The sequence below is a fragment of the Lacimicrobium sp. SS2-24 genome, from assembly GCF_002201535.1.
Taxonomy (GTDB): domain Bacteria; phylum Pseudomonadota; class Gammaproteobacteria; order Enterobacterales; family Alteromonadaceae; genus Lacimicrobium.
In genome coordinates, this window is record NZ_NIWW01000005.1 from 117,264 (window position 1) to 142,264 (window position 25,001).

Consider the following 25,001-nt stretch of genomic DNA (forward strand, 5'->3'; position numbering starts at 1 on the left):
CAGTTTGTGTAAGTATCTGGATTAACTATAGATTAGTTTTATCACTTGGTGATCATTGTGCATTAGCAGGTCGAGGCGGTATGGTGTTTATTCACGTCAATCTGGCTTTTAATGGGACAGGCAGGGTTTGGCGAGGCGAACCTTTATCGCTTTTAAAGAGCGGCTTCGGACATTTCAGGCAACATCCGTCACCGCGGGGAAACAACGACGTATGCATGACTGTCAATGATCTCTTAGACCTGCGGTGCGTATTGGTAAGTATGCCAATAACGAGAAACTTTAATGCAGGATAAGCGCCTTTTCTATGACCGCAGTTGCCGGCTTTGTCGTCATGAAATCCATTGGCTGAAGCCTCGTCTGCAGGAAAAAATCACCCTGGTAGATATAAGCGGCGAGGGATTCTCTGGATTTGCCGGTGCCAGCAAGGCTGAAATGATGGCAAACCTGCACCTGTGGGATGGCAATCAGTTTATCACCGGCATTGATGCCACCCTCTACTATTGGCGACTGGCCGGATTTGGCTGGCTAACCAGCATTATCTCATTTGCTCCGCTATATTGGCTCGCTGACAAAACCTATCGGTATTGGGCGAAAAAGCGACAGCAATGCATGGATGGCGTGTGTGATGGCTCCTGAACGTTACGCTTTAGACCTTTTCACTGCCCGGTTACTCGGCTATGCCGGACTTCTGCCCTTTATTGGTGTGCCCCTGTTGGCCTTGTTAGATGCCTGGGAAACGACACTTTCTCTGTCCATGCTGTATGCCTTGTACAGCTGTCTGATTCTCGGCTTTATGGCAGGCGTACTCTGGCCTGTTCTGTGTTCGGTTGTTTCACCACTGAAGCAAGGTCTGGTTGCGGTCGGTTTGGTGGTCGTGAGTGTGATTACCTTTGCGCTACTTTCCCAATTTGCTTTGCTGGTTCAGGCGGGCCTGTTTGCTCTTCTGCGCCTTTATGAAATCAAACAGGATTTGGATGCAGCCTATCCGCCGGGATATCCAGGATTACGCACTCAGTTAACCACGGTGGTCGTGTGCAGTCATCTGTGCATGTGGTGGCTATCTTAGTCTCACTCTGTTAGGCAGAGCAACTGTCAATAGGCGTGGGGCCTGAAGGTTTTTGCCATACCCTGACACTGTTGCGGCCTGTCGATTTTGCGTGATACAAAGCTTTGTCTGCTTCAATCAGCAGGCGCCGATAGTCGTCAAGTGCGACACTGCCACTCAGTCCGATGCTGACTGTAAGATTAAGCCCAAAACCAAGATGAGTGTAATCGGCATCCTCTATTTGTTGTCGAATACGCTCACATATCTCGGTGGCTTTTGTTACATCCACATTTGGCATCACCAGTGAGAACTCTTCTCCTCCCCAGCGCGCTGCGTGATCTCCTTCGCGGCAGTTGTGCGCTATCACCGATGCGACAGCGTGAATGGCCCTGTCACCCACATCGTGGGACCAGCGGTCATTCACCAGCTTAAAGTTGTCGATGTCGATAATGGCGAGAAAATAGCCCTGATATTGGGTCGGATTCTCGCTCAGTTGTTTCAGATAATTGTCAAAAGAGCGCCGGTTTGCCAGGCCGGTTAAGGGATCCTGCATCGCCTGTTGTTCGAACAGTTTGGCCTGATGCTGAATTTTCTGGGTTTGCTGTTTCACTTGTTCACGCAATTCTCTGGCGTGGGCCTTCAAGACGTGCTCTCTGGCACGAATAACGGCAATCAGTATCATGACGACCAGTAATATTACCGCCAGCATGACTTCTGTACGTTGCCAGAAATACGGCAGCACCGTTATTTTCAGGTTGAATAGATGATCACTGCTGCTGATTTCGGCGCCGGGATAGTGGGCTTTGACATTGAATTGGTATTTTCCTGGGGCAAGATTCGTGTATTCCGCGACCGGCACATTGCCACGGGGGACCCAATCGGTATCAAAGCCCTCCAGCCAGGTGTAGTACTCAATGGCATCTGGCAGGATATAGCCTAGTCCTGCGTACCTGAACTGCAAGCGGCGGGTGTCTGCAGCCAGTTCGAGGTTGTCGCTCACCGCAACGGCCATTCCATCCACTTCGATGTGTTCCAGCACAACGGGTACAGAAAAATCACTCAGCTCACGAATGTTCTCGGGATCAACACGAACCACACCCTGAGCTGTGGCAATCCAGATCTGACCGCTCTCATCTTTGGCAATAGCAGGGCTGGAGGTGCCATTGGCCTGATGACTGAGCATACCCTCACCATTGGAAAAGACCCTCACATCAGCCTGTTCAAGCTCGCCGTCGGCCAACGCGTGAGCCTGTTGCAATGGCATTCTCACCATCCCCAGGTTGGAGGTGAGCCAGAGGTTTTGTTGATTGTCCTGGGCGACCTGAAACAGTTTTTGAATGGGAAATCCCTGCTGCTGGCCGATGATGCTGAGACTGCGATCACGGTAACGATAGCGAATTAAACCGCGATCTGTCGCCAGCCACATATATTCTCCGTTTTGACCCGGATAAAAACCATACACCGAGCTGGTGTTATCCAGATGATCCAAACTCAGTGGCTGCAAGGCACCATCACTGTATAGGGCCGCTCCGGATTCGGTACCAATCCAGACTGTGCCACTGTTATCCTCCGCCAGTGCCATCACATAATCATCAAGCAGCCCATTTCTTTTGGTATAGGTGGTCAGCTTTTGCTCCCTGATGCGGGTTAAACCCTGTGAGCTTCCGACCCATATGGTGCCATCCTGTTGTTGCAGCACCGCACGGACCTGGTTGGATGCCAGCCCCGATGCCATGTTGAACTGCTTTATCTGGAAACCGGGTTGCATCACCACGAGTCCATATTGGTGGGTACCAATGAGCAGGGTGTCGCCTTGCTGGTGCAGGCTCAGAATCGATGGCATAGGTGTATCGTTGAGAGGTAAGGGGATGGTCTCGGTGCGCGTTCCGGCGATGCGCGCCAGCCCATGACTGGTGCCTACCAGGATATTACCCTCCTTGGTATGCAGCACACTGCGTACATAATCTCCAGGTAACCCTTGCTGGGAACTGATGGTACTGAAATTCGCTTTGCGCAGTCTGACCAGGCCTGAGTTGGTGCCAATCCACAAACTGTTTTCAGCATCCAGATACAAAGATTTGATGCGACTGTCCGGAAGTCCTTCTGAGGGGCCAACCTGATCGATCATATCATCCGTAACCCGGTACACTGTTCCTCTGGCAGTGCCTACCCATAGTGTTCCCTCTTTGTCCGCCAGTAACTGGCTTATCCCTGCCTGTAAACGTTGCGGATAATAGGGGGTGAAACGATCGCCCTGCCCCCGAAAAAGACCCGTTTCAGCCCCGATAATCAGATTGCCACTTCGATCCTCAGCGATACTGATGACAGGAACCGAAGGAACATCTCTGATCTGTGTCAGCATGCTCTGGGTAAGGCGCACCAGACCACTGGCGGTGCCAACCCAGAGGTTGCCGAGACGATCTTCATGGAGGGTCTCTATGGTCAGCGAAGGTAATCCGTCTGCAGAGGTAAAATGGCGAACCTTGTTGCTGGCGTCAATTCTAAACAGCCCCTGACTGTTGGTAGCCAGCCAGATATTTTGTTGTTTATCCTCAAGCACATAGTTAATTCTGGCATCGATAAAGGGCATGGGATGCCACTGATTATTGCGATAGCGGGCGAAGCTTCCTCTCGATCCTGCTGCCAGCAAATCCCCTGAAGACGTTACAGAGAGAGCCCGGATGCCCGAATCGACAAAGGCCGGCACGGTATCACTGCCAAAGCGGGTAAAGTCCCGGCCGTTAAATCGCACCACACCTTCCCAGGTGGCAAACCAGAGATAGCCATCCGGTGTCTGGCTAATACTGTTAACGCTGTTATGGGGCAGGCCCTGCTGGTCGCTCCAACGCTCCACAAAATAATCAGACAGGGGAACCGGCTCAGCCGCCAGTGGCGGCCCCAGTAGAAACAGGGAGAGTATCAGGCAAAAGCGCTTGGATAACGAAATAAACATCATATGATCCGGGCATAGCATTAGCCTAATAATACTCCCCCTGTGCCAAGTGTGCATAGAAAAAGGGGCGAGAATTCGGGCAAATCTGGCATAATATGTTCAGTTTCAGGCTTTTTAGTTTTTACAGGGGATTTATGAACACGTTGACTATCACCAAACCCGATGACTGGCATTTACATTTTCGAGATGGTGATATCCTCAAAGAGACGGTTGCGGCCACAGCACGATGCTTTCAGCGGGCCATCGTGATGCCCAATCTGGTACCGCCGGTAACCAGCGCCGCCATGGCGCAGGCCTATAAAGGCAGAATTCTGGATGCCAGACCCGCGAACAGCACCTTTGAACCTTTGATGACGCTCTACCTCACCAATGAAACCCGAATTGAGGACATTCGCGAGGCTAAAGCCGCCGGTATTATTGCCGCAAAGCTCTATCCTGCAGGGGCAACCACTAACTCTGATGCTGCGGTGTCTGCATTGGAAAGCCTCTACCCGGTCTTTGCAGAGATGGCGAGGCAGGGCATGTTGTTGTTGGTTCATGGTGAGGTAACGGCTGCAGAGATTGATATTTTTGACAGAGAAAAGGTCTTTATTGACAGGCATCTGTGTCATATCGTCGAGCAGTTTCCTGACTTAAAAGTGGTGCTGGAGCATATTACCACCAAAGATGCGGTGGATTTTGTGAACAGTGCGTCACAGAATGTGGCCGCTACTATCACACCACAACACCTGATGCTCAACCGCAATGATCTGCTGGTGGGGGGGATTCGCCCACATAATTATTGCCTGCCTGTGCTCAAGCGCAATACCCATCAACAGGCCTTGCGCGAGGCGGTGGCGTCGGGTTCCAGCAAATTCTTTTTGGGCACGGACTCCGCGCCTCATGAGAAACACCAAAAGGAATCTGCCTGCGGTTGTGCGGGCTGTTACAGCGCCTGGAGTGCACTGGAACTCTATGCTCAGGTTTTTGAGGAGTTAGGTGTCATCGAAAAACTGGAAGCCTTTGCCAGCTTTCACGGCCCCGATTTTTATGGTCTGCCACGTAACACCGATTCAGTCACCTTAGTTCGTGAGGCCTGGGAAATTCCGCAACAACTGACGCTACCGAATGGCAATCCGATTGTGCCTTTTCAGGCCGGTGCTACCGTGAACTGGAAACTTCAGCAGGATTGATGGTGATGAAACGGCTCATGGTTATCTGCACACTGCTTTTCAGTGCCCTTGCCTGGTCTGAAGATGCCATCAACCTGCTGACCCATGAAGAGCCGCCATTTGTCTATCTTGATCAACAGGAGCAGTTGACTGGCTATGCTGTTGAACTGGTGCGTGGCATTCAGGCGAGACTGGATAACCGCGATCCCATATTGCTGAACCCCTGGGCCCGCGCCTATATGCGGGCCACAGAACAGGGGCGTGTGTTGCTGTTTCCGCTGGTCAGAAATGCCGAACGAGAAGCGTTGTTTCATTGGATTATGCCACTGACCCGAAATGTGCACGGTGTCTTTTCCGCGCATAAGCCTCACACGCCGGTGACATCGCTGACAGACCTGGAACAGTTTTCTGCTATCGGAGTGCAGCGGGGCGATTTTCGTGAAAGCTTGCTGATCGATGCAGGACTGAAAAACCTGGTGTCGTACACAACCTGGAAGCAAGCCGTTGCCGCATTGCTCAAAGGCCGGGTTGAGGCATTATTCTTTTCTGCCGGAGGGCTGGAATTTTATTGCGGTGAGCTGCATGAAGACTGCAGTGAGTTGTATCCGCTGTATACCCATAACGTTGAAACAACCTATGTGGCCTTGTCACGCAAGGGCATCACCGAGAAAGAGGCATTGCTGTGGCGACAGGCAGCCCAGGAGTATCGTGCCTCCCGGGCATTCGTAACACTGAAGGACAACTGGCTGGCACGATTTCGCAAAGAACATGGCCTGACGCTGCACTACGCTGATGGTGTTATTAAGCTTTGGGCTCAGCGTCCTTTTCCCTGAGACGGGCAGCAATCTGTTCCAGCTGCGTTTTAATGGCGTCGATATCTGCTTTGGTGGCAACCACCTGAGGATGGTGTTTCTCCTCTTCATCATGCATCACCTGCATGGCATCGACGATGATGCCGATAAATAAATTGAGTACAGCAAAGCTGGTGACAATGATAAAGGGAACGAAAAACAACCAGGAAAGGGGAAACAGCTCCATGGTGGGCCTGACGATTCCCATGGACCAGCTTTCCAGTGTCATTACCTGAAACAGGGTATAGGCTGAGGCGCCGATACTGCCAAACCACTCCTGCATCTGTGCATCGGGGTGGCTACCGAAAAGCTTGGTTACCAGCACCGCAGAGACGTAGAAAATAATCCCCAGTACACCCACCACTGACGCCATGCCCGGTAACGAATGCCCCAGGGCACCGATGACTCTGCGCATTTGTGGGACGACGGAAAACAAGCGCAATATTCTCAGAATTCGGAAGGCCCGCAGTACGGACAGTGGCCCACTGGAAGGGATCCAGGAGAGTGTTACGATGATGAGATCAAACCAGTTCCAGCCACCGCGGAAAAAGTGTTGCCGGTAAGCCAGTAACTTGAGCACCAGCTCCAGCGTAAACAGACACAGAATAATCCAGTCCAGAATATGCAGCGCACGCAGTGTCTGCGGTGCCAGCGTCATGGTTTCCATGCCCAGTGTAACGGCATTGATGAGAATCAGGGCGATGATGCTGTTGGTAAACCAGGGGTTTTCTACCCATCTGATTAACCAAGAGGACGCGTTGTGGTGTGATGAAGATTGTTGCACGTTCACTGCCTTTCACAATAAGTAAAGCTTGCCATGCCACTGTATAGGGGCGGTCAGATAATTTACAAGAGATTCAGATCGTTAAATGAATGAAAAACGCATAAAATAGCCTCATGGTGTTGGGGTTATATTGTCCACACCTTCGTTTATCCGCCATTCATCCTGTATTTGTCAGAGAGTTCCTATGAACCAGGCTTTTTCGTCGTTATCCCTGCCCCAAAACGTGTTAGCCAATCTGGATAGTCTCGGCTATCACAGTATGACTCCGATTCAGGCGGCCAGTTTACCGCATATTCTCAAGGGTAAGGATGTGATTGCCCAGGCCAGCACGGGCAGTGGCAAAACCGTTGCTTTTTCACTTGGGGTGCTGAGCAAAGTCAATGAGCAGGATAGCAGCACTCAGGCATTGGTGTTGTGTCCGACCCGAGAGCTGGCGGAACAGGTGGCGACGGAAATTCGCCGTCTTGCCCGACATAAAGAAAATACCAAGGTACTAACCCTGTATGGCGGTGTACCACTGGCGTCTCAGGTGGCCTCATTGAAACATGGTGCGCAGATAGTGGTCGGAACGCCAGGGCGGGTGCTCGACCATATGCTGCGTCGTAATCTGGATCTCGGGGCGGTTAACACACTGGTGCTGGATGAAGCCGATCGCATGCTGGATATGGGCTTTGAAGAGGAAATCGCCGCAGTGACAACGGCCACCCCGAAACAGCGCCAGACCTTATTGTTCTCAGCAACGTACCCTGCACAGATTGACCAGATCAGTGCTGATATTCAGCGTGATCCTGAGCAGATAAAAGTGGCCTCGTTACATGATGCCAGTCAGATTACCCAGCGCTGTTATGAAGTGACTAAAGAGAACCGTCTGACTATTGCGCAGGCACTGCTCACTCATTTTGCGCCTCAGTCTGCCATTGTTTTCTGTAACAGCCGCATAGATTGCCAGAATGCGGCAGATCAGCTGCGTGAAAAGGGTTTCAGTGCAGCCGCCCTGCACGGTGATATGGAGCAAATGGCACGTCAGGAAGTGCTGATTCAGTTTGCCAATCGCAGTCTGGCACTACTGGTCGCCACAGATGTTGCGGCCAGGGGACTGGATATCGAAGACGTAGAACTGGTGCTGAATTATCAGGTGTCTGCGGATCCTGAGGTGCATGTGCATCGCATAGGGCGCACAGGACGGGCTGGCAATAAAGGGCGAGCACTGACCCTGTGTAGTCCCGATGAGCTGAATTGGGCCAAAGCCATCGAAGCATATCAACAACAAGCGTTTAACTGGGCCGATGCCAGCAAATTACGCTTCAAAGCCTCGGGTGTGACTGACCCACTTTATCGTACGATACGTATTGATGCCGGGAAAAAGCAGAAAATACGGCCCGGTGATATTCTGGGTGCCTTGACCAAGGACGCCGGCATTGAGGGCGACGATATCGGTAAAATCAGTCTGGGGCAGAATCAGGGGTATGTGGCGGTTAAACTGCGTAGCGTAAAACGCGCTATGGCCCAGTTTCGCGAAGGGAAACTGAAAGGCAAACGGGTCAGAGCGCGTAAATTATCCTGAATCATGCCGCGCAGACTGACGGGTACACTCCCTTCACGCGGTTATCCGGGTTCAACCATCACAGAGCATGAGAGACAACTCTTCTGTGACCTTGAGGTCACGATTGTTTCCATTTTTACGGTGCCTGGTTAATCAGGTGCGAATAACAGAAGTAAGGATGATAGATGTTTTCTTTTTTTGAGCGACTGGTGCAGGCCTTTCCCAAAGAGTCGCCACAACAGCCGCCGGGAAATCTATTGGAATTTTGCTGGTACTATTCGAAGGGCATGAAGGGCGCATTATTGAGTCTGTCGCTGCTGAGTGCCGTCGTCGCAATACTCGAAGTGAGTCTGTTTGGATATCTGGGACAATTAGTGGATTGGTTTTCCACGCGCAATCCAGAGACTTTTTTGCAAGAAGAACAAGCGAGTCTGTTATGGATGACGCTGGTTATTCTGGTGTTGTTGCCCGGCGCTATTATTTTACATTCGCTGATAAACCACCAAACCCTGTTGGGTAATTTCCCCATGCGCATTCGCTGGCAGGCTCATCGTCACCTGTTGGGCCAGAGTCTGGGCTTTTTCCAGGACGAGTTTGCCGGGCGGGTGGCCACCAAAGTGATGCAAACGGCGTTGTCTGTCAGAGAAACCGTGCGCAAATTGCTAGACCTCATGGTGTATGTGAGCGTTTACTTTGTCAGTGTGTTTGTGTTGGTCTTCAACATTGACTGGCGTCTTAGTATGCCTCTTGCGCTATGGTTGATTGCCTATGTCAGCATTCTCAGAGTGCTGCTACCGAGATTGAAGGCTGTTTCAGAAAAACAGGCTGACGCCCGTTCTGTGATGACGGGGCGCATTGTAGATAGCTATACCAATATTGCCACGGTCAAGCTCTTTGCCCATACCAACAGGGAAATGGGCTATGCCCGCGAGAGTATGGATAACTTTCTGACCACCGTGTATCCCCAAATGCGGCTGGTTACCGTGCTCAATGCCTGTGTGTGGATCAGTAATGCATTGTTGATTTTCTCTATTACCGCACTCGCCATCTATTTATGGATTGGCAGTGTGACCACCGCCGGAAGCATTGCTGTGGCAGTTAGTCTGAGTCTGCGCCTGAACGGCATGTCACAATGGATCATGTGGGAAGTGGCGGGTCTTTTCGAGAATATAGGTACGGTACAGGACGGCATGAATACCCTGTCTATCCCGGTGAAAGTCAATGATAAAGAGGAAGCCGAAAACCTCAGGGTGAAGGGCGGCAGCATCACATTTAAGGATGTAGGCTTTTGCTATGACGCCAAAAACCGGGTGTTTGATAAGCTTAATATCAATATTGCACCGGGCGAGAAAGTGGGGTTGGTAGGACGCTCTGGTGCCGGGAAATCCACACTGGTTAACCTGCTATTGCGTTTTTACGATGTGCAGTCTGGTCAAATTTTGATTGATGGTCAGGATATCCGTGATGTTTCTCAGGAAAGCCTGCGCGGAAAAATCAGTATGGTCACTCAGGATACGTCGCTGTTGCATCGCTCGGTCAGAGAGAACATTCTGTATGGACGCATGGATGCCAGTGAGGAGCAGATGCGCCACGCGGCTAAACAGGCCGAAGCCGATGCCTTTATTCATCAGCTGTCAGATATGCAGGGGCGGACAGGCTATGATGCCCATGTGGGAGAGCGCGGTGTTAAACTTTCAGGGGGACAGCGACAGCGTATCGCCATTGCCCGGGTGATGCTCAAAGATGCCCCGATACTGATTCTTGATGAAGCCACCTCAGCCCTGGACTCTGAAGTGGAAGTGGCGATACAGCAATGCCTGAATAAGATTATGGAAGATAAGACCGTGGTGGCCATTGCTCATCGCCTGTCGACCATTGCGGCGATGGACCGGCTGCTGGTGCTGGACGAGGGGCGGATTGTGGAGTCCGGTACCCATGCCGAGCTGCTGGCACAAAAAGGCATCTACGCGCGCTTATGGGCACATCAGACCGGCGGTTTTCTTGGCCTGGAATAGCAATACCATGACAGATTTTTATAGAATTCACGGCAGTATTCGCATCGAATTACAGGACAGAGTATTAATTCTGCACGCTGAGGGGCCCGGCAATGCTGATTTGATACAGCAGTATCAGCGTGATGTGCAGCATTATCGTGACCAGTTGCGAGGTCAGCCATGGGGTAATCTGGTGATCTTTTACAATGAGCCTCTGCTCACCCCAGACGCCAAAGAGATGATGTATGAGTCCATAGCACGTTCCAGAGAATCCGGCATGGTGGCGGCTGCCGTGGTATTGTCAGAGGTAAACAGCCCGGCAATTGTTCGTCAGTTCTGGGATAGTATCTATCAGCATGTGGGGATGCCCCATGAATTTTTTGCGTCACAGGAGCAGGCCAAAGACTGGCTGAAGACCTTCCTTTAAGCTAAGGAGTTTGTATGCGTACGGGTATTTTGTTGCTGGTGTCATTGTTGTTTTGTTATTCCGCCTGGTGTTCTGATACCGGTGAAACCTTCTCACAGCGTGCCTATCAGAATTACGTCAAAACACTGGCCTCTGATGCCTTCGAGGGAAGGGGGCCGATGACTGAGGGCGAGCAGCGTACGGTTGATTATCTGGTGAGTGAACTGAAGCAACTGGGTGTTAAACCCGGCTATCAGGGGGATTATGTTCAGACCGTGCCGATGGCCAGCATAGCGGCCTCACAGGATATGCAGTTAAAGATCGGTTCGCTCACGTTTGAACCGGGTAAAGACTTCGTCTCACGCACACAACAGATGACGAAGCTCACACAGTTACAGGATTCTGAACTGCTTTTTGTGGGGTATGGGATCCATGCCCCCGAATATAACTGGAACGATTATGCCGGCCTGGATGTTAAAGGTAAAACGCTGATTATGCTGGTTAACGACCCGGGTTATGCGACACAGGATGAAGAGGTGTTTCGTGGCAACGCCATGACGTATTACGGTCGATGGACATATAAATACGAGGAAGCCATACGTCGCGGTGCCAGTGGCGTGTTTATCGTGCATGAAACCGGTGCAGCAGGCTATCCATGGAGCGTGGTGGAATCGGGGGCCACAGGTACCAAGTATATGCTGGTGGATGACAGCGGCAATAGTGATGAACTCGAGGCCATGGGCTGGATGCAGACGGAAACGGCAGAGCAGATTTTTGCCGCAGCGGGGACAGATTTCCAGCAGCTCAAAGCAGCTGCTGCCAGGCCCGGATTCAAGCCCGTCGCGCTGGGCTTGACGGCCAACCTGAAGACCACTCACTGGAACAAAATGGGAGAGAGCCGCAACGTAGTCGGGTTGATTCCTGGCACCAGCCGCAAGGATGAATACATCTTGTTGACCGCGCACTGGGATGCCTTTGGCAAGAAAGTGGGGGTGAAGGGTGATAACATTTTTAATGGCGCAGTGGATAATGCATCAGGAGTGGCCGGGGTTTTAGAGCTGGCAAGAATGTTAAGTGAGCGGAATGAACCCTTGCAGCGTTCGGTCTTGCTGGCGTTTTTTACTGCTGAGGAAACGGGACTGCTGGGGGCCTTTGCCTTTGCCCAGCAGCCACCGGTTCCCACCCGCAAGATGGTGGGGCTGTTTAATATCGACAGCATGAATCTGGCGGGTGCCACAGATTATGTGCTCAAATATGGTGATGGGCTGCAGGAACTCGAAGACTGGCTGGAAGAGGCCGCCGCTGAGCAGGGGCGCAGGGTAAAGCCCGATGCCAATCCGCAGAATGGTTTGTTTTTTCGTTCTGATCACTTTGCCCTGGCGCAACAAGGTGTACCCGGCCTGCTGTTTATGGATCTCGGAGACAGTGATCCTGAGTACATTGCCAATCGCTATCATAAACCGGCAGATGAATACCTGGACACCTGGAAATATGATGGTGTTAAAAATGATTTGCACCTCATCTATGCGTTGCTTGAAAAGCTGGCCAACTCCTCCGCGTGGCCAACCTGGAAGCCGGGAGCGGAATTTAAGCAGATTCGTGAAGCGGACTTGGCTGAAGAGGCTGATACACAACAGGCTCACTGAAGTCGGACATTGGCCGGGTCAGACCCCTTTGGTTTCCTGAATCAAGACGTGAACAGACAGATTTAAGGGACGAACGGGGTTGTGAGTAAGCGCAAAGCAAACTAGTTTTAGTTATGGGCCTGAGGTATTACAGAGGTGGGTGATGTATCGAGTTATTTGCGCATGCTGGTGGGTGAGTGTCATCTTGCTGGCGAGCGGTTGTGCCAGTCAGCCCCCTCAGGTAAAAATTGAACCGCGTACGCATCTCGCCGATGAGGTCTTTGCTGGTTATCAGCAGATTGAAGTTGAGTCGCAACAGCAGGTGTTTGGGCTCAGTGCCGACATGCAGCACTTCGTGGACAAACAGATTTTACGGGTGGATGACCCCAAAGCCCGCATTCGCAATCTCATCAAAGGTATTTTCGACCGCTCTCATATGAACTTGTTGTATGACAGCCATGCCAATACGACTGCTGAACAAACCTTTGAGAACCGCATAGCCAATTGCCTGTCTATGTCCATCATGACGTTTGCGATGGCAGAGTACGCAGGAATGGATGTCCGCTTCCAGGATGTGGCTATCCCTGAATTCTGGACCCGCGAGCAGGGCTACAGCATGCTCAACGGGCATATTAATCTGAAGATATTGCCCCGTAATCAGCACAATACCACCTATATCCGCAAAGGCGGTATGGAAGTGGACTTTGATCCTCAGGGGTATCGAGTCAAGTTTCCCGCAGCGGAGGTTAGCCAACAGATGGTGTTGGCCATGTTCTACAATAACAAGGCGGCAGATTACCTGGTGGATGAAAATTACCCTGGTGCTTATGCGTATCTTCGGGCCGCGGCATTGACGTCTCCCCAACTCAGTGAAACCTGGGTGAATCTTGGCGTGTTGTATCGCTTAAATGGCATGCTGGACAGGGCTGAGCAGGCGTATCAGCAGGCAATAGCACTGAATGGCAGTCAGACCGCAGAGGAAAACCTCGCGCACTTGTATAATCTGACTGGTCGCCATCAAATGGCTGAGTCGATTCTGGCCCGTATAGAGCGCAAACGTCTGGCGAATCCCTATTATCACTATCTGCTGGCAGAGCAGGAGTTTGAACGGTCTCACTGGCGTGAGGCTATTGATCATTATCGTCGTGCCGTGGCGCTGGATAAAAACAAGCATGAGTTCTACTTTGGCCTGGCTAAGACCTATTATCAGCTCGGTGATATCACAGCCACGGAACGTTATCTGAGAATGGCCAAACGTCGCTCTGTGTTTGAGCAGGATGAACAGCGTTACCAGACTAAACTCAGTCTGTTAACCCGCCTCTGACCCTGGTCGTATAACTCTCGCCGATGAGGCACGTACGCACTTTTACTCTCCTTCTTGGAGTTTTAGGGGCTAACGCCCATGCGTTGCCCCTTGCACTGCAACAGCTACATACTCATGCTTATCAACTGAGCAATGAGGTCATGGCGGGCAGAGAGACAGGCAGCGAGGGGGCTTTGCTGGCGCAGCAATACATTGCGCAGGTCTTTACCCGCCAGGGGATATCAGCGTTTAACCCCGGTTTTCGTCATTCGTTTACTTTTGGGCGTTGGCTCTCTGAGGGGCAGGGTGTCAACCTGATTGGCTGGGTAAAAGGTACTGAGCTGCCTGAATGTTATATTGTTGTCAGTGCTCACTATGATCATCTCGGCAAAAAGGGGCGTCGGATCTTTTATGGAGCCGATGATAATGCCTCTGGCGTTGCGGTGATGTTGGTGCTGGCGTCGGCTATCGCCGACGCGCCATTGCGTCATTCGGTTATCTTTCTGGCCACAGATGCTGAAGAACATGGGTTGCATGGCGCCAAAGCCTTTGTGAATGCGCCCCCGGTGCCGCTTAGCCATATTGTGTTTAACCTGAATCTGGATATGCTGGGAGTCGGTGATCTGCGCCAGCAGCTTTACATCGGCGGTAGCCGCGATCCATCTTTGCAACAGGCTATTGCCAAAGTAAAAAGCCGCTCAGCGCTGCGGATTGCTGCCAGCTATCCTCGCCAGCCAAGAGGATTCGGCAGCTCAAGACGTATTCACTATCGACAGGCCAGTGATCATGGTGCCTTTGCCAGTGAGGGCATCGCGTTTTTGTTTGCGACAACCGGTGACCATGCTTACTATCACACAGAGCAGGATCGTTTCGATAATCTCAATATAACGCTGATGGAACAGGCAACAGAAGCCCTTGGCGCCTTGCTGCTGGGTATAGATTCCTTGTCCCTTGAATATCAGAAATAAGCCAGTTGCACGCCTAGACTAATACGTTGTTGATGGCGGTTGTAATCGATCAGCGAATCGCCATAGCCATTAAAATACTGTAACAGGATCTCATAGCGGTCACTGATGGGATAACTCAGGTTCACTTCGATACTGCCCTTGTTGTCACTGGTCTTAAAGTTATTGCGCAGCAGCGTGATCAAATTGAAGTTGCCCAACCGGGTGCCATATCCCAACTCAAAGTGGCCCAGATAATGGGTAATGTCCGGATTGTCATCGCCCTGTGGATCCAGTGGATCTTCCTTTTCATCCTCTTTAAACCTGTACCAGGCTTTCAGATAATAAAAGGAGGTCTCGTCACTGAAAAGCAGTGAACCGTAAAGGCGGTTCCAGCTGCGTGAGCGCAACTGATTTTGTCCATTAGACTGATGGTTGATACCAATTTGTGCCAGATTAAACCGGTAACCGAGTATCTTGAGTTTGGTTTCAAAGTTGTAGAACAACTCGGGCTCATAGTTTGTTTCGCGAAAGGGCTTGGATATTTCACTGTTATAAACCTGCCACAGAGACATTGCAGTGAAGCCAAAATACAGTCCTTCTGTGCTTTCTTCACGGTTTACCAGATGAACCGGCATTTTTATGCTGATCTGAAATTTGGCCTCGAAATGATCAATGTTGCCCTCGCTGAGACCGTTTTCTGCCATCTGATTGGGGTTACTCTGGTAACTGAATGGCAGCAGGTAATTTAGCCGGTGCTGCGTGAAGCTGTATGGATTGCTCTGGCTACTGAGATCAGCCTCCATGCGCTTCTTGACCAGATTTTCGTCCGCGTCGCTGACTTGCTGAATCAAAGGTTGAGTTTGTTGTGCCGGTTCACCCTCCTGCTGCGTCTGCTCCTCAGGCTGGGTCTCCTGCTCTGACTGTGCCATCCCATGCAGGCTGAATGCGCAACACATGATCCACAGCACAGCTATTGTTACTCGATTCATTCTTCATCCTCCACCGACCTCAGTAACTGACGGAATTCTAACCCAGTTGAGCGTCCGATTTATGACTAATTGACGTGCAAATAGCTATCTATAATGATTTGCACCAATTTGGGGCGTAAACATCATGAAGCCCGATAAGAGTGCAATGATTTTCTGTTAAGAGGCTAATCATAAAACTAACTTGTTGTAATTAATAATAAAAATATTCTGGCACGGCGATTGTTTAGCTCTTGTTGTCGACACTCAAATAATCAATCAGGAGCAACAAGATGAAATTAGTCAGTGCCATCATCAAGCCATTCAAGCTTGACGATGTTCGTGAAGCGATTTCAGAGATCGGTATAGACGGTCTGACCGTGACCGAAGTCAAAGGCTTTGGTCGGCAGAAGGGGCATACCGAACTCTATCGTGGTGCCGAATATCAAGTGGATTTTCTTCCCAAAGTGAAGTTGGAAATTGCCGTTCAGGACGATCATCTCGATCGATTGGTTGAGGCCATTGTCGGTGCAGCCAAGACCGGAAAAATTGGTGACGGTAAGGTCTTTGTCTTCGACTTGCAGCATGCGGTGCGTATCCGTACCGGTGAAACCGACAACGCTGCTATTTAACAATTGGAGGAAAATACAATGGAACAAGCATTTCATTTGCAATATGCATTGGACACCTTTTATTTCCTGGTCTGTGGTGCACTGGTAATGTGGATGGCTGCCGGCTTCTCCATGCTGGAAGCCGGTTTGGTCAGGGCTAAGAACACCACCGAGATACTGACCAAGAATATCGCGCTGTATGCGATCGCCTGTATTATGTACATGGTCTGTGGTTACGCCATTATGTACGACGGCGGCATATTCTTAGCCGGTATTGAGAGCGTCGACGTTGACGCGACACTGGGTGAATTTGCTGCCCGGGAAGACGGTTTTGCCGGGGGAGCCGTTTACTCTGCCGCCTCAGACTTCTTCTTCCAGGTGGTTTTTGTGGCAACGGCCATGTCAATCGTTTCGGGTGCCGTGGCTGAGCGTATGAAACTGTGGGCTTTTCTGGCCTTCGCAGTGGTGATGACCGGTATCATTTATCCTTTGGAAGGAAGCTGGACCTGGGGTGGTCAGGACGTCTTTGGTTTGTACAACTTAGGTGATCTTGGTTTCTCTGACTTTGCTGGTTCGGGTATCGTGCACATGGCAGGGGCCGCCGCAGCGCTGGCAGGTGTGTTATTGCTGGGTGCCCGTAAAGGGAAATACACCAAGGAAGGGAAAATCAATGCAATTCCCGGTGCCAACCTACCGCTGGCGACACTGGGTACGTTTATACTGTGGATGGGCTGGTTCGGCTTCAACGGCGGCTCGGTGCTGAAATTGGGTGATATTGCCAACGCTAACTCCGTTGCCATGGTCTTTTTGAATACCAATGCCGCAGCCGCAGGTGGTGCTGTGGCGGCACTGATTCTTGCCCGTATTTTGTTTAAGAAAGCCGATCTGACGATGGCCTTAAACGGCGCACTGGCAGGGCTGGTGGCCATCACTGCTGAACCTTCCACACCGACGGCCTTGCAAGCCACGCTGTTCGGCGCCATTGGTGGTCTGATTGTGGTTGGCTCGATTGTGGCACTGGATAAGTTCAGAATTGATGATCCTGTGGGCGCCATTTCCGTGCACGGTACCGTCGGCCTGTTTGGCTTGTTGATCGTACCGCTGACCAATTCAGGCGCGACGTTTAGTGGCCAGATTATTGGCGCTGCCACTATCTTTTTCTGGGTCTTTATTGCCAGTCTGGTGGTATGGGGGATCCTGAAAGCTGCCATGGGCATCCGCGTCAGTGAAGAGGATGAGTATCAGGGACTGGATATGGTGGACTGTGGACTCGAAGCCTATCCTGATTTCACCGGCTCACGTAAATAATACGAAACATCAATAATAAGAAGAATAATCCGATACTGAAAAGGCCTGTCAAACGACAGGCCTTTTTTATGTCCAGGGACGGACGGTATGCCGGGATTGCAGGGAGCATTTCCCGGCGATGCCAGGGACGGACGGTATGCCGGGATTGCAGGGAGCATTTCCCGGCGATGCCAGGGACGGACGGTATGCCGGGATTGCAGGGAGCATTTCCCGGCGATGTCAGGGATGGACGGTATGCCGGGATGGCCGGAAGCAGTTTGTATGATCCTTTCTTTACCTGGATTGCGGTAATAGCTTGCGTTGTGAATTAGCTATTGAAGGGGTTATCCTTTATTCTCCATTTTTCGTTTCTCGGAGCTCAATATGCATGTGCTGATACGCTTTATGATTTTCTTGTGCGTGGTTGCACCGTCGGTGAAGGCCTATGATCGTATCACCGGGTTACCTTTTGCCAGCCGTTCTGAAGTAATTGCGCAAAACGGCATGGCAGCCACCAGCCAACCCCTGGCGACGCAAGTGGCTCTGGATATCCTTAAAAAGGGAGGCAATGCCATCGACGCGGCCATTGCGGCGAATGCCATGCTGGGCCTGGTTGAGCCTACGGGTAATGGCATTGGCGGTGATTTGTTTGCCATCGTCTGGGATGCTAAAACCCAGAAGCTTTATGGCTTAAATGCCTCAGGACGCTCTCCCAAATCTCTCACCCTGGATTATTTCAGGCAGCAGGGGCTGACAAAGATTCCATCCCACGGACCCTTACCGGTATCGGTCCCCGGTGCGGTGGATGGCTGGTTTGAGTTACACAGTAAGTTTGGCAGCTTACCCATGACAGATATCCTTGCTCCGAGTATTGAATATGCTAAGCAAGGCTTCCCGGTTTCTGAACTGATTGCCTATTACATGAAGCGCAGCGTACCTGTGCTCAGTCAGTTTCCCGGATTTAAAGAGACGTACATGCCCAATGGACGGACACCCCGCAAAGGCGAAGTGTTTACGAATCCGGATCTCGCCGCCACTTATGAGAAAATTGCTACAGGCGGCCGGGATGCCTTTTATAAAGGAGATATCGCCCGAACCATTGCTGCCTACATGAAAGAACAGGGCGGATTCCTCAGTGAAGAGGATCTGGCCTCACATACCTCTGAGTGGGTGGAGCCAGTTTCCACTAATTACCGTGGCTACGACTTATGGGAGCTACCGCCCAATGGTCAGGGTATCGCCGCACTGCAAATTCTCAATATTCTGGAGAGCTATGATATTGAGGGAATGGGTTTCGGCTCAGCCGAATATATTCATACCTTTGTAGAGGCCAAGAAGCTGGCCTTTGAAGACCGAGCGAAGTATTACGCCGATCCGGCTTTTAATGATATCCCCGTGGACTGGTTGATCTCTAAAGAATACGCTCAACAGCGTCGTCAACTGATCGATGCTAACAAGGCTGCAAAACGCTATGATGCAGGGCTCCAGCAGGGTGATACCATTTATCTCACTACAGCTGACGCCGAGGGTAATATGGTGTCACTGATCCAGAGCAATTACCGGGGAATGGGATCGGGCATGACGCCTACCGGTCTGGGTTTTATTCTTCAGGATCGCGGTGAAATGTTTTCCCTGAAGGACGGCCATTTTAATCAGTATGAACCGGGGAAAAGACCCTTCCATACCATCATTCCGGCTTTTGTTACCCGCAATGGTAAGCCCTGGTTGAGTTACGGTGTCATGGGCGGGGCGACTCAACCGCAGATGCATGCCCAGATTATGATTAATCTGATTGATTTTGGAATGAATTTGCAGGAAGCCGGTGATGCGCCGCGGATTCTTCATTCCGGTTCCAGTCAACCCACCGATGAAATCATGCAGGATGGTGGCTATGTCAGTCTGGAAAGTGGATTCAGCCCACTGGTGCGCCGTCAGTTGGTGCAAATGGGGCATACCCTGACGGATGTCTCCGGCGCCTTTGGTGGTTACCAGGCTATCATGTGGGATGATAAGAATAAGGTCTATTATGGCGCGTCTGAGAGTCGTAAAGACGGTCAGGCAGCAGGTTACTGAGGATTCAAGAAGCGTCTTATGTCACAGCCACAAAAAGGAGTCAGTGCAGAACCCAGTCTGCATGCCATTTACCTGCTGTTTAACGTGATCGATGAGGATACGGCTCGTGTCAGAAAGCACCTTGCCAGATTGCTCTCTATTTTTGAGTATTATGATGAGGAGCATTATGAGGCGATGGTGTCAGGCATGGTTGCCGTGGGCAGTAACTTCTGGCTGGAACTGTATCCGGGGCTGATTCCTGTTGAACTGGCACCTTTCCCGGATCTGCATTGTGAGGATCGTCACGCACCGGCAGAGCCCTGTGATCTGTTCATTCAAATTCGTGCCGATCGCGCAGATATTTGCCATCTGATCGGTGTTGAGGTGTGTGAACTGCTCAAAGAACACACCGAGCTGGTGGAGCAGGTGAAAGGCTTTCGCTACCTCGAAGGACGTGACCTCAATGGCTTCGTTGCTGATGCCCACAACCCTAAAGGCATGAAAAAGCTGGATGTAGCCATTGTTGGTGATGATGACCCGGACTTTTGTGGCGGAAGTTACGTCCATGTGCAGCGATACCGCCACGATCTGGCGAAATGGCAGCAGCTGGATCTGGCCAGCCAGGAAATGATTATGGGGTACAACAAAGACGATAATCGACGCCTGCGAGGGTCTCAATTGGCGCCTTTCTCTCATGCGGCCCGATGTGGCGAGCCGGAAACGGTCAGCCAGATGCTGCTCCACAGTATGCCCTATGGCGACATGCAGACACAGGGGGTGATGGTGGTGTGCTGTTGCAGCAGCGCGCGGCCCTTTGTGGAGCGTTTGCAGAGTATGATAGTGGGGGACGAGGAGGGCCACTATGACAAGTGGCTCGACTATACCAGTGCGGAATCAGGGGCGGCATTTTTCGCCCCGTCTATTCAGTTTATCAAGCATCACGCCCGGGACTAGCGCAGGCCTTTGTTAGTCCCGCTTCATAATACTTCAGAATAATTCGGTCAGTAACTTGCCCGTGGCCTTGTTGGGCTGAGTGATCTCCAGCAGGGCTGAGAGCGTCAGTGCCAGGTCCTCGGGGGAAACTTCCCGATAGATCCTGGCCGTTGGAATATTCCAGCCGGCGAAATGAAGAGGTACATGAGTATCATAACGATAGGGTGAGCCATGGGTTGCAGCCGCATAATCGCCTGACATCGACGAGGTTTGCTGCACAATCACCACATCCCCGCTACGCTCGGGGACATAGGCGTTTTGCACCTTGCTGGCGATGGCATCAAAAGATAAATCTTCAGTTAGCAATGTTTGGCGGGTAAAGGTACGCGCAATACCCGGCAGTGTGTTGATAAGCTCTGCCAGCTTTTTCTGGGCCTGTTGTGCGGCGATACCCTGTTCTTGCAAAACGGCATTGTCGAGATACACAGAAGGCAATTGCACAGCTTTGATGAGCGCGTCACGGGTTTTAAAATGCTCACTCAGCTGGGCATTGAGCGCGCTTATCTGTGCTTTTAAACTGCCACGAAAGGCCCTGAAGCCCAGGGACCGTTTATATTCGGGAATAGCATCGACACCATGGTCAGCGGACAGCGCAATCAACACGTTTTGCATGCCGATGTGCTTGTCGATAAAGGCAAAAAGATCGGCCAGCGTGCGGTCCAGGCGAATCAGATTGTCCTCAGTTTCAAGGCTGTTGGGACCAAACATATGGCCGATATAATCGTTAACGGAAAAGCTGATGGCCAGGTAATCGGTGGTAGCGTCTTCACCCAGCCCGTGTTCCTTAATCAGCATCTTGGCAAACGCCGCGGTAAGCTGATCGCCAAAGGGCGTATAGGTAAGCAGGCTGTAATAGCGCTTATCGGGTTGTGCCGGAAGTGTGTGTGGAAACCCCCGGTTGAAGCCTTTTGGCGGAATCTGAAAATTGCGGTTTGCGGCACTGTTGCGATAGGTTGTTTGCGGCTGACTAAGGTTCCAGTGTTGGTTGAGGAATTGGTCCTTATAGCCGGATTGGTTAAATTTGCGCGCGTATTCGGGTAAGGCATCAAAATAAAAACTGCTGCTGATCATATTACCGCTGCTTTTATCGTACCAGAAGGACTTTCCATGCTGTCCGCCGGTCAGCACGGCACCCCGGTCTTTGATCGACACAGAAAAGATTTTTGCCTTACCATCGCTGGCCAGATACAGCTCATCGGAAAAGGTAGACGCCATCAGGTTAGCCGGTGATGCGCTGTATCCCTGGGCGTCCAACAAATGAGTGGATTCATCGGCGACGCAATAGACCCGCTCACCACTTTGTCTGTCAGCCCAGTTGTTCGCGGCAACACCATGCTCAGAGGGCAGCGCCCCGGTGGCCAGAGTGGCATGCCCTACAGCCGTCAGGGTGGTATTGTGACGATAATGGGCATTGAGATAAGCCGTGCCTTGTTGCAAAAACAGATTGAAGCCCTGCTGTTCTTCGGTAATAAAATGCGGCTGATAGCGGCTGAGCATATCGCCGCGCAGCTGATCAACGGTGATCTGTAGTACCAGTTTTGGCTTCGCCTGTAGCGGGGTTGATATCAACAGGCTCAGGATAACCATCACACAAGCTTTCATCTTCATTACCGGCAACTCCTACTTTACGCCCAGTTCACGCAAGCGTTCTTTCAGGTAGCTGTCTGCCGTATGCCGCTCGGAAAGCACAACCTCAGGGCGGGGATGCAAAAACAGGGGCAGCGAGATGCGCGATTTGCTTTGATCCGCGCCTTGCGGATTGATTACCCGGTGTGTAGTCGATGGGAAGTATCCCGCAGACGCCTCTTGCAACATATCACCGATATTGACAATAAGGTTGCCAAAATCACAGGGGACATCCAGCCATTCACCGGTTTTACTTTTGACCTGCAGACCAGGTTCATTTGCAGCGGGCAAAATGGTGAGCAGGTTAATGTCTTCATGCGCCGCCGCTCTAATCGCACCGGGCTCTTCTGTGCCGGTCAGCGGTGGATAATGCAGCACCCGAAGCAGCGTTTGCTGACTGTTTTTTACCATATTCGACAACGGTTCGCGGTAGTGGCGGGCCACATCTTCAGGAGAATGAGCCTCGACCCAGCTGAGCAGCTCGGCGGCAAAGTCAGTGGTTTGTTGGTAATAGTCGGCCAGATGGGCCTTCAGGCTTTGAGGACAGCGACCCCAGGGGTAGTAATGAAAATACTCTTTGATGTCTTTGGTTTTATGACCTTTGGCAACCTCAGACACGGACGGCGGGAAATAGCCATCCTGGGTTTCTTTGTCATACAGATACTGGTGCTTTTCTTCACTATCAAAAAACGCCTTACCGGCAGCATAGATGGCATCTACTTTTTGCTGACGGATGGGGTGATTCTTGAGAACACCAAAGCCGGTCTGATGCAAGGACTCCACAAAGGCCTCAGCAGCATTGTCGGCGTGGTAATCAATGGCGATGAGTTTCATAATTTTTACCTGAAGGGTTACAAAAAGATAAAAAAGCCGGCAATCGCGGCGCTCATAAGGTTAGCCAGAGAGGCTGCCGCAACGGCGCGCAGTCCCAAAGCGGCAATATCATGACGACGACTCGGCGCCATGCTCCCCAGGCCCCCGAGCAAAATAGCGATGGAGCTGAGATTGGCGAAGCCGCACAGGGCAAAGGTAACGATGGCCTGCGTGCCTTCACTGAGCTGGTCTTTGTAGTTGACGAAATCCAGATACGCGACAAACTCGTTGACCACCACTTTCTGACCGATAAAGCTGCCTGCTCTGAGGGCTTCATCCCAGGGAACACCGATAATGAAGGCCAGGGGCTGGAAAACATAACCCAGAATAATCTGTAACGTCAGTTCGCCGGCGCCAAACCAGCCACCCACCCAGCCAATCAGGCCATTCAACAAGGCAATCAGGCCTACAAAGGCAAGTAGCATGGCACCAACGTTGAGGGCCAGCATTAAGCCACTGGCAGCGCCGGTGGCGGCGGCATCAATCACATTGACGGGCTTCTCTTCAGGTTCAGACAACTCAGCAACATCATTCTTCGGCGTTTCTGTTTCCGGGATCATCAGTTTTGCCATCATCAGGCCCCCCGGTGCGGCCATAAAACTGGCCGCAATCAGGTATTTCAGCTCCACACCCAGCCCGGCATAACCGGCCAGCACCGAACCTGCTACAGATGCGAGGCCGCCAACCATCACTGCAAAGAGCTCGGAACGGGTCATGGTGGGGATAAAAGGCCGGACCACCAGGGGGGCTTCAGTTTGCCCCACGAAGATGTTGGCGGTAGCTGACATGGACTCGGGGCGACTGGTTTTCAGCAACCAGCGAATCGCGCCGCCAATAAGACGAATAACCCACCCCATGACGCCTAAATAATACAGCACCGCAATAAAGGAAGAGAAAAACACAATAATGGGCAACACATGCACAGCAAACATGAAGCCAAACTTCATTTCTCCCATGTCGCCGAACAAGAAGCTGATCCCGGCTTTGGCATAGCCGATAATTTGTGACACGGTCTGTGCCATCGATAGCAACATTTCCTTGCCGAAGGGGATATAGAGCACCAAGGCACCCAAGGACAATTGCAGGGCAAAGGCACCCAATACCGTTCGCCAGTTTATGGCCTTACGATTCACCGAGAGCAGCCACCCCAGTGCAAAAAGTGTCAGTATGCCGAGCAGACTAATCATGTGTGATTCCTGTTGTTATTGTAATGTAAATCCGATTATCCCAGTGCTTGCTGAATATGGGATTTGAGCACATCCAGAGCAATACGGTTTTTACCCCCTTGCGTAACCACCACATCGGCGGTGAAACGACTGGGCGCCACAAACTGGTGGTACATGGGCTTGACCGTCGATTCGTATTGTTCGGTGACCGACTGTAGTGTCCGTCCACGCTCCTGAACGTCCCGGGTAATGCGCCTGAGCAGGCAAATGTCCAGCGGCGTATCAATAAAGACTTTGATGTCGAAAAGTGGCAACAGCTGGGGGCTGGCCAGCAGCATGATCCCTTCCACGATGATCACTGAAGCCGGTTCCAGTGTCTGTGTTTCCGGCAGTCGGGTGTGGGTTTTGAAGGAATACTGAGGGTATTCGATGCTTTTTCCACTTTTGAGATCCAGCAGGTGTTCGATCAGCAGTTCGTGTTCAAAGGCATTGGGGTGGTCATAATTGGTTTTCAGCCGTTCTTCCATGGTCATGTGAGACTGATCGCGATAGTAGTGATCTTCGCACAGCACCAGAATGTTCATGCCTGAATCCAGAATTTCAGTAATCAGGGTCTGAGTGAAAAGGGATTTTCCTGAGCCTGAACCCCCTGAAATTGCGATAATACTGGTGTTTGACATGGTCACGTGACTGGCTGTTATTGGTGGCCACAAGATTACCAGCCAAATCATGAAAAGTCAGTGACAGAGGGCGTTTTAAGAGGAATTAGTCTTACGTAAATCTCCCCTTTATAAACTCAATGCCCAGGCACCCGGAAGATGCACGC

The 25,001-nt window shown here is 51.4% G+C and carries 21 protein-coding genes; 14 read left to right on the top strand and 7 right to left on the bottom strand.

Annotated elements, in window-relative coordinates:
* The first annotated feature begins 282 nt into the window (after nucleotides 1-282).
* Both CCY32_RS10310 and CCY32_RS10315 read left to right on the top strand, forming a co-directional pair.
* Nucleotides 283-636, top strand: a complete 354-nt coding sequence (locus tag CCY32_RS10310; protein ID WP_088330546.1) for a DUF393 domain-containing protein — start codon at nucleotides 283-285, stop codon at nucleotides 634-636.
* Nucleotides 626-1,066 (top strand): DUF3429 domain-containing protein, encoded by a 441-nt coding sequence (locus CCY32_RS10315; RefSeq protein ID WP_088330547.1) that lies wholly within the window; start codon nucleotides 626-628, stop codon nucleotides 1,064-1,066. Before CCY32_RS10310 ends, CCY32_RS10315 begins: the two co-directional genes overlap by 11 nt.
* Before the next feature lie 10 nt (nucleotides 1,067-1,076).
* Here the strand turns inward: CCY32_RS10315 and CCY32_RS10320 are convergent, their stop codons facing one another.
* The gene (locus CCY32_RS10320) at nucleotides 1,077-4,001 is read right to left on the bottom strand and encodes a ligand-binding sensor domain-containing diguanylate cyclase (RefSeq protein ID WP_168171488.1); all 2,925 of its coding nucleotides are present in this window, start codon (nucleotides 3,999-4,001) and stop codon (nucleotides 1,077-1,079) included.
* A 131-nt stretch (nucleotides 4,002-4,132) separates the two neighbouring features.
* On the opposite strand from CCY32_RS10320, the gene pyrC reads away from it, so the two are divergent.
* Complete coding sequence (gene pyrC / locus CCY32_RS10325; RefSeq protein ID WP_088330549.1) at nucleotides 4,133-5,170, top strand: dihydroorotase; 1,038 nt, start codon at nucleotides 4,133-4,135, stop codon at nucleotides 5,168-5,170.
* 5 nt (nucleotides 5,171-5,175) lie between these two features.
* On the top strand, nucleotides 5,176-5,982 hold the full coding sequence (locus CCY32_RS10330; protein ID WP_168171489.1) for a transporter substrate-binding domain-containing protein: 807 nt from the start codon (nucleotides 5,176-5,178) through the stop codon (nucleotides 5,980-5,982).
* Here the strand turns inward: CCY32_RS10330 and CCY32_RS10335 are convergent.
* Complete coding sequence (locus CCY32_RS10335; protein ID WP_088330551.1) at nucleotides 5,951-6,784, bottom strand: ion transporter; 834 nt, start codon at nucleotides 6,782-6,784, stop codon at nucleotides 5,951-5,953. The genes CCY32_RS10330 and CCY32_RS10335 overlap by 32 nt on opposite strands.
* A gap of 184 nt (nucleotides 6,785-6,968) precedes the next feature.
* Between CCY32_RS10335 and dbpA the strand changes: the two genes are divergently transcribed.
* From dbpA to CCY32_RS10365, 6 genes are all read left to right on the top strand, one after another.
* Nucleotides 6,969-8,348, top strand: a complete 1,380-nt coding sequence (dbpA, locus tag CCY32_RS10340) for an ATP-dependent RNA helicase DbpA (protein ID WP_088330552.1) — start codon at nucleotides 6,969-6,971, stop codon at nucleotides 8,346-8,348.
* 164 nt (nucleotides 8,349-8,512) lie between these two features.
* Nucleotides 8,513-10,342, top strand: a complete 1,830-nt coding sequence (locus CCY32_RS10345; RefSeq protein WP_088330553.1) for an ABC transporter ATP-binding protein — start codon at nucleotides 8,513-8,515, stop codon at nucleotides 10,340-10,342.
* Nucleotides 10,343-10,349: 7 nt separating this feature from the next.
* Nucleotides 10,350-10,748 (top strand): hypothetical protein, encoded by a 399-nt coding sequence (locus CCY32_RS10350; RefSeq protein ID WP_088330554.1) that lies wholly within the window; start codon nucleotides 10,350-10,352, stop codon nucleotides 10,746-10,748.
* Between the two features lie 14 nt (nucleotides 10,749-10,762).
* Nucleotides 10,763-12,373, top strand: a complete 1,611-nt coding sequence (locus tag CCY32_RS10355; protein ID WP_088330555.1) for a M28 family metallopeptidase — start codon at nucleotides 10,763-10,765, stop codon at nucleotides 12,371-12,373.
* Nucleotides 12,374-12,515: 142 nt separating this feature from the next.
* Nucleotides 12,516-13,676 (top strand): tetratricopeptide repeat protein, encoded by a 1,161-nt coding sequence (locus tag CCY32_RS10360; RefSeq protein WP_088330556.1) that lies wholly within the window; start codon nucleotides 12,516-12,518, stop codon nucleotides 13,674-13,676.
* Nucleotides 13,677-13,816: 140 nt separating this feature from the next.
* Complete coding sequence (locus CCY32_RS10365) at nucleotides 13,817-14,623, top strand: M28 family peptidase (RefSeq protein WP_168171490.1); 807 nt, start codon at nucleotides 13,817-13,819, stop codon at nucleotides 14,621-14,623.
* Here CCY32_RS10365 and CCY32_RS10370 read toward each other — a convergent pair.
* Nucleotides 14,614-15,591, bottom strand: a complete 978-nt coding sequence (locus tag CCY32_RS10370) for a phospholipase A (RefSeq protein ID WP_088330558.1) — start codon at nucleotides 15,589-15,591, stop codon at nucleotides 14,614-14,616. The genes CCY32_RS10365 and CCY32_RS10370 overlap by 10 nt on opposite strands.
* A 269-nt stretch (nucleotides 15,592-15,860) precedes the next feature.
* Here CCY32_RS10370 and glnK point away from each other — a divergent pair, with 269 nt between their 5' ends.
* The 4 genes from glnK to CCY32_RS10390 all read left to right on the top strand — a co-directional run bounded on the left by glnK (nucleotide 15,861) and on the right by CCY32_RS10390 (nucleotide 20,471).
* Complete coding sequence (glnK, locus tag CCY32_RS10375) at nucleotides 15,861-16,199, top strand: P-II family nitrogen regulator (protein ID WP_088330559.1); 339 nt, start codon at nucleotides 15,861-15,863, stop codon at nucleotides 16,197-16,199.
* 18 nt (nucleotides 16,200-16,217) lie between these two features.
* Entirely contained in the window at nucleotides 16,218-17,486 is a 1,269-nt protein-coding gene (locus CCY32_RS10380) for an ammonium transporter (RefSeq protein WP_088330560.1), read from the top strand.
* A gap of 363 nt (nucleotides 17,487-17,849) precedes the next feature.
* Nucleotides 17,850-19,538 carry a gamma-glutamyltransferase gene (gene ggt / locus CCY32_RS10385; protein ID WP_088330561.1) on the top strand — a complete coding sequence of 563 codons (1,689 nt, stop codon included), beginning with the start codon at nucleotides 17,850-17,852 and terminating at the stop codon, nucleotides 19,536-19,538.
* 18 nt (nucleotides 19,539-19,556) lie between these two features.
* Complete coding sequence (locus tag CCY32_RS10390) at nucleotides 19,557-20,471, top strand: Dyp-type peroxidase (protein WP_088330562.1); 915 nt, start codon at nucleotides 19,557-19,559, stop codon at nucleotides 20,469-20,471.
* Nucleotides 20,472-20,504: 33 nt separating this feature from the next.
* On the opposite strand, the gene CCY32_RS10395 is transcribed toward CCY32_RS10390, so the two are convergent.
* The 4 genes from CCY32_RS10395 to udk are packed head-to-tail and all read right to left on the bottom strand — an operon-like array spanning nucleotide 20,505 to nucleotide 24,855.
* A complete protein-coding gene (locus tag CCY32_RS10395) occupies nucleotides 20,505-22,118 on the bottom strand; it encodes an alkaline phosphatase family protein (RefSeq protein ID WP_088330563.1) in 1,614 nt (537 codons plus the stop codon).
* Between the two features lie 12 nt (nucleotides 22,119-22,130).
* Nucleotides 22,131-22,970: a 2OG-Fe(II) oxygenase family protein gene (locus CCY32_RS10400; RefSeq protein WP_088330564.1), complete on the bottom strand. Its 840-nt coding sequence runs from the start codon at nucleotides 22,968-22,970 to the stop codon at nucleotides 22,131-22,133.
* 17 nt (nucleotides 22,971-22,987) lie between these two features.
* Entirely contained in the window at nucleotides 22,988-24,196 is a 1,209-nt protein-coding gene (locus CCY32_RS10405) for a NupC/NupG family nucleoside CNT transporter (RefSeq protein WP_088330565.1), read from the bottom strand.
* 35 nt (nucleotides 24,197-24,231) lie between these two features.
* Nucleotides 24,232-24,855, bottom strand: a complete 624-nt coding sequence (udk, locus tag CCY32_RS10410; RefSeq protein WP_088330566.1) for a uridine kinase — start codon at nucleotides 24,853-24,855, stop codon at nucleotides 24,232-24,234.
* Between the last annotated feature and the right edge of the window lie 146 nt (nucleotides 24,856-25,001).

Coding starts and splice junctions, on each gene's coding strand:
- CCY32_RS10310 (WP_088330546.1), top strand. CDS start 283: ATGCAGGATAAGCGCCTTTTCTATGACCGCAGTTGCCGGCTTTGTCGT.
- CCY32_RS10315 (WP_088330547.1), top strand. CDS start 626: ATGGCTCCTGAACGTTACGCTTTAGACCTTTTCACTGCCCGGTTACTC.
- CCY32_RS10320 (WP_168171488.1), bottom strand. CDS start 4,001: ATGATGTTTATTTCGTTATCCAAGCGCTTTTGCCTGATACTCTCCCTG.
- pyrC (WP_088330549.1), top strand. CDS start 4,133: ATGAACACGTTGACTATCACCAAACCCGATGACTGGCATTTACATTTT.
- CCY32_RS10330 (WP_168171489.1), top strand. CDS start 5,176: ATGAAACGGCTCATGGTTATCTGCACACTGCTTTTCAGTGCCCTTGCC.
- dbpA (WP_088330552.1), top strand. CDS start 6,969: ATGAACCAGGCTTTTTCGTCGTTATCCCTGCCCCAAAACGTGTTAGCC.
- CCY32_RS10345 (WP_088330553.1), top strand. CDS start 8,513: ATGTTTTCTTTTTTTGAGCGACTGGTGCAGGCCTTTCCCAAAGAGTCG.
- CCY32_RS10350 (WP_088330554.1), top strand. CDS start 10,350: ATGACAGATTTTTATAGAATTCACGGCAGTATTCGCATCGAATTACAG.
- CCY32_RS10355 (WP_088330555.1), top strand. CDS start 10,763: ATGCGTACGGGTATTTTGTTGCTGGTGTCATTGTTGTTTTGTTATTCC.
- CCY32_RS10360 (WP_088330556.1), top strand. CDS start 12,516: ATGTATCGAGTTATTTGCGCATGCTGGTGGGTGAGTGTCATCTTGCTG.
- CCY32_RS10365 (WP_168171490.1), top strand. CDS start 13,817: ATGGCGGGCAGAGAGACAGGCAGCGAGGGGGCTTTGCTGGCGCAGCAA.
- CCY32_RS10370 (WP_088330558.1), bottom strand. CDS start 15,591: ATGAATCGAGTAACAATAGCTGTGCTGTGGATCATGTGTTGCGCATTC.
- glnK (WP_088330559.1), top strand. CDS start 15,861: ATGAAATTAGTCAGTGCCATCATCAAGCCATTCAAGCTTGACGATGTT.
- CCY32_RS10380 (WP_088330560.1), top strand. CDS start 16,218: ATGGAACAAGCATTTCATTTGCAATATGCATTGGACACCTTTTATTTC.
- ggt (WP_088330561.1), top strand. CDS start 17,850: ATGCATGTGCTGATACGCTTTATGATTTTCTTGTGCGTGGTTGCACCG.
- CCY32_RS10390 (WP_088330562.1), top strand. CDS start 19,557: ATGTCACAGCCACAAAAAGGAGTCAGTGCAGAACCCAGTCTGCATGCC.
- CCY32_RS10395 (WP_088330563.1), bottom strand. CDS start 22,118: ATGAAGATGAAAGCTTGTGTGATGGTTATCCTGAGCCTGTTGATATCA.
- CCY32_RS10400 (WP_088330564.1), bottom strand. CDS start 22,970: ATGAAACTCATCGCCATTGATTACCACGCCGACAATGCTGCTGAGGCC.
- CCY32_RS10405 (WP_088330565.1), bottom strand. CDS start 24,196: ATGATTAGTCTGCTCGGCATACTGACACTTTTTGCACTGGGGTGGCTG.
- udk (WP_088330566.1), bottom strand. CDS start 24,855: ATGTCAAACACCAGTATTATCGCAATTTCAGGGGGTTCAGGCTCAGGA.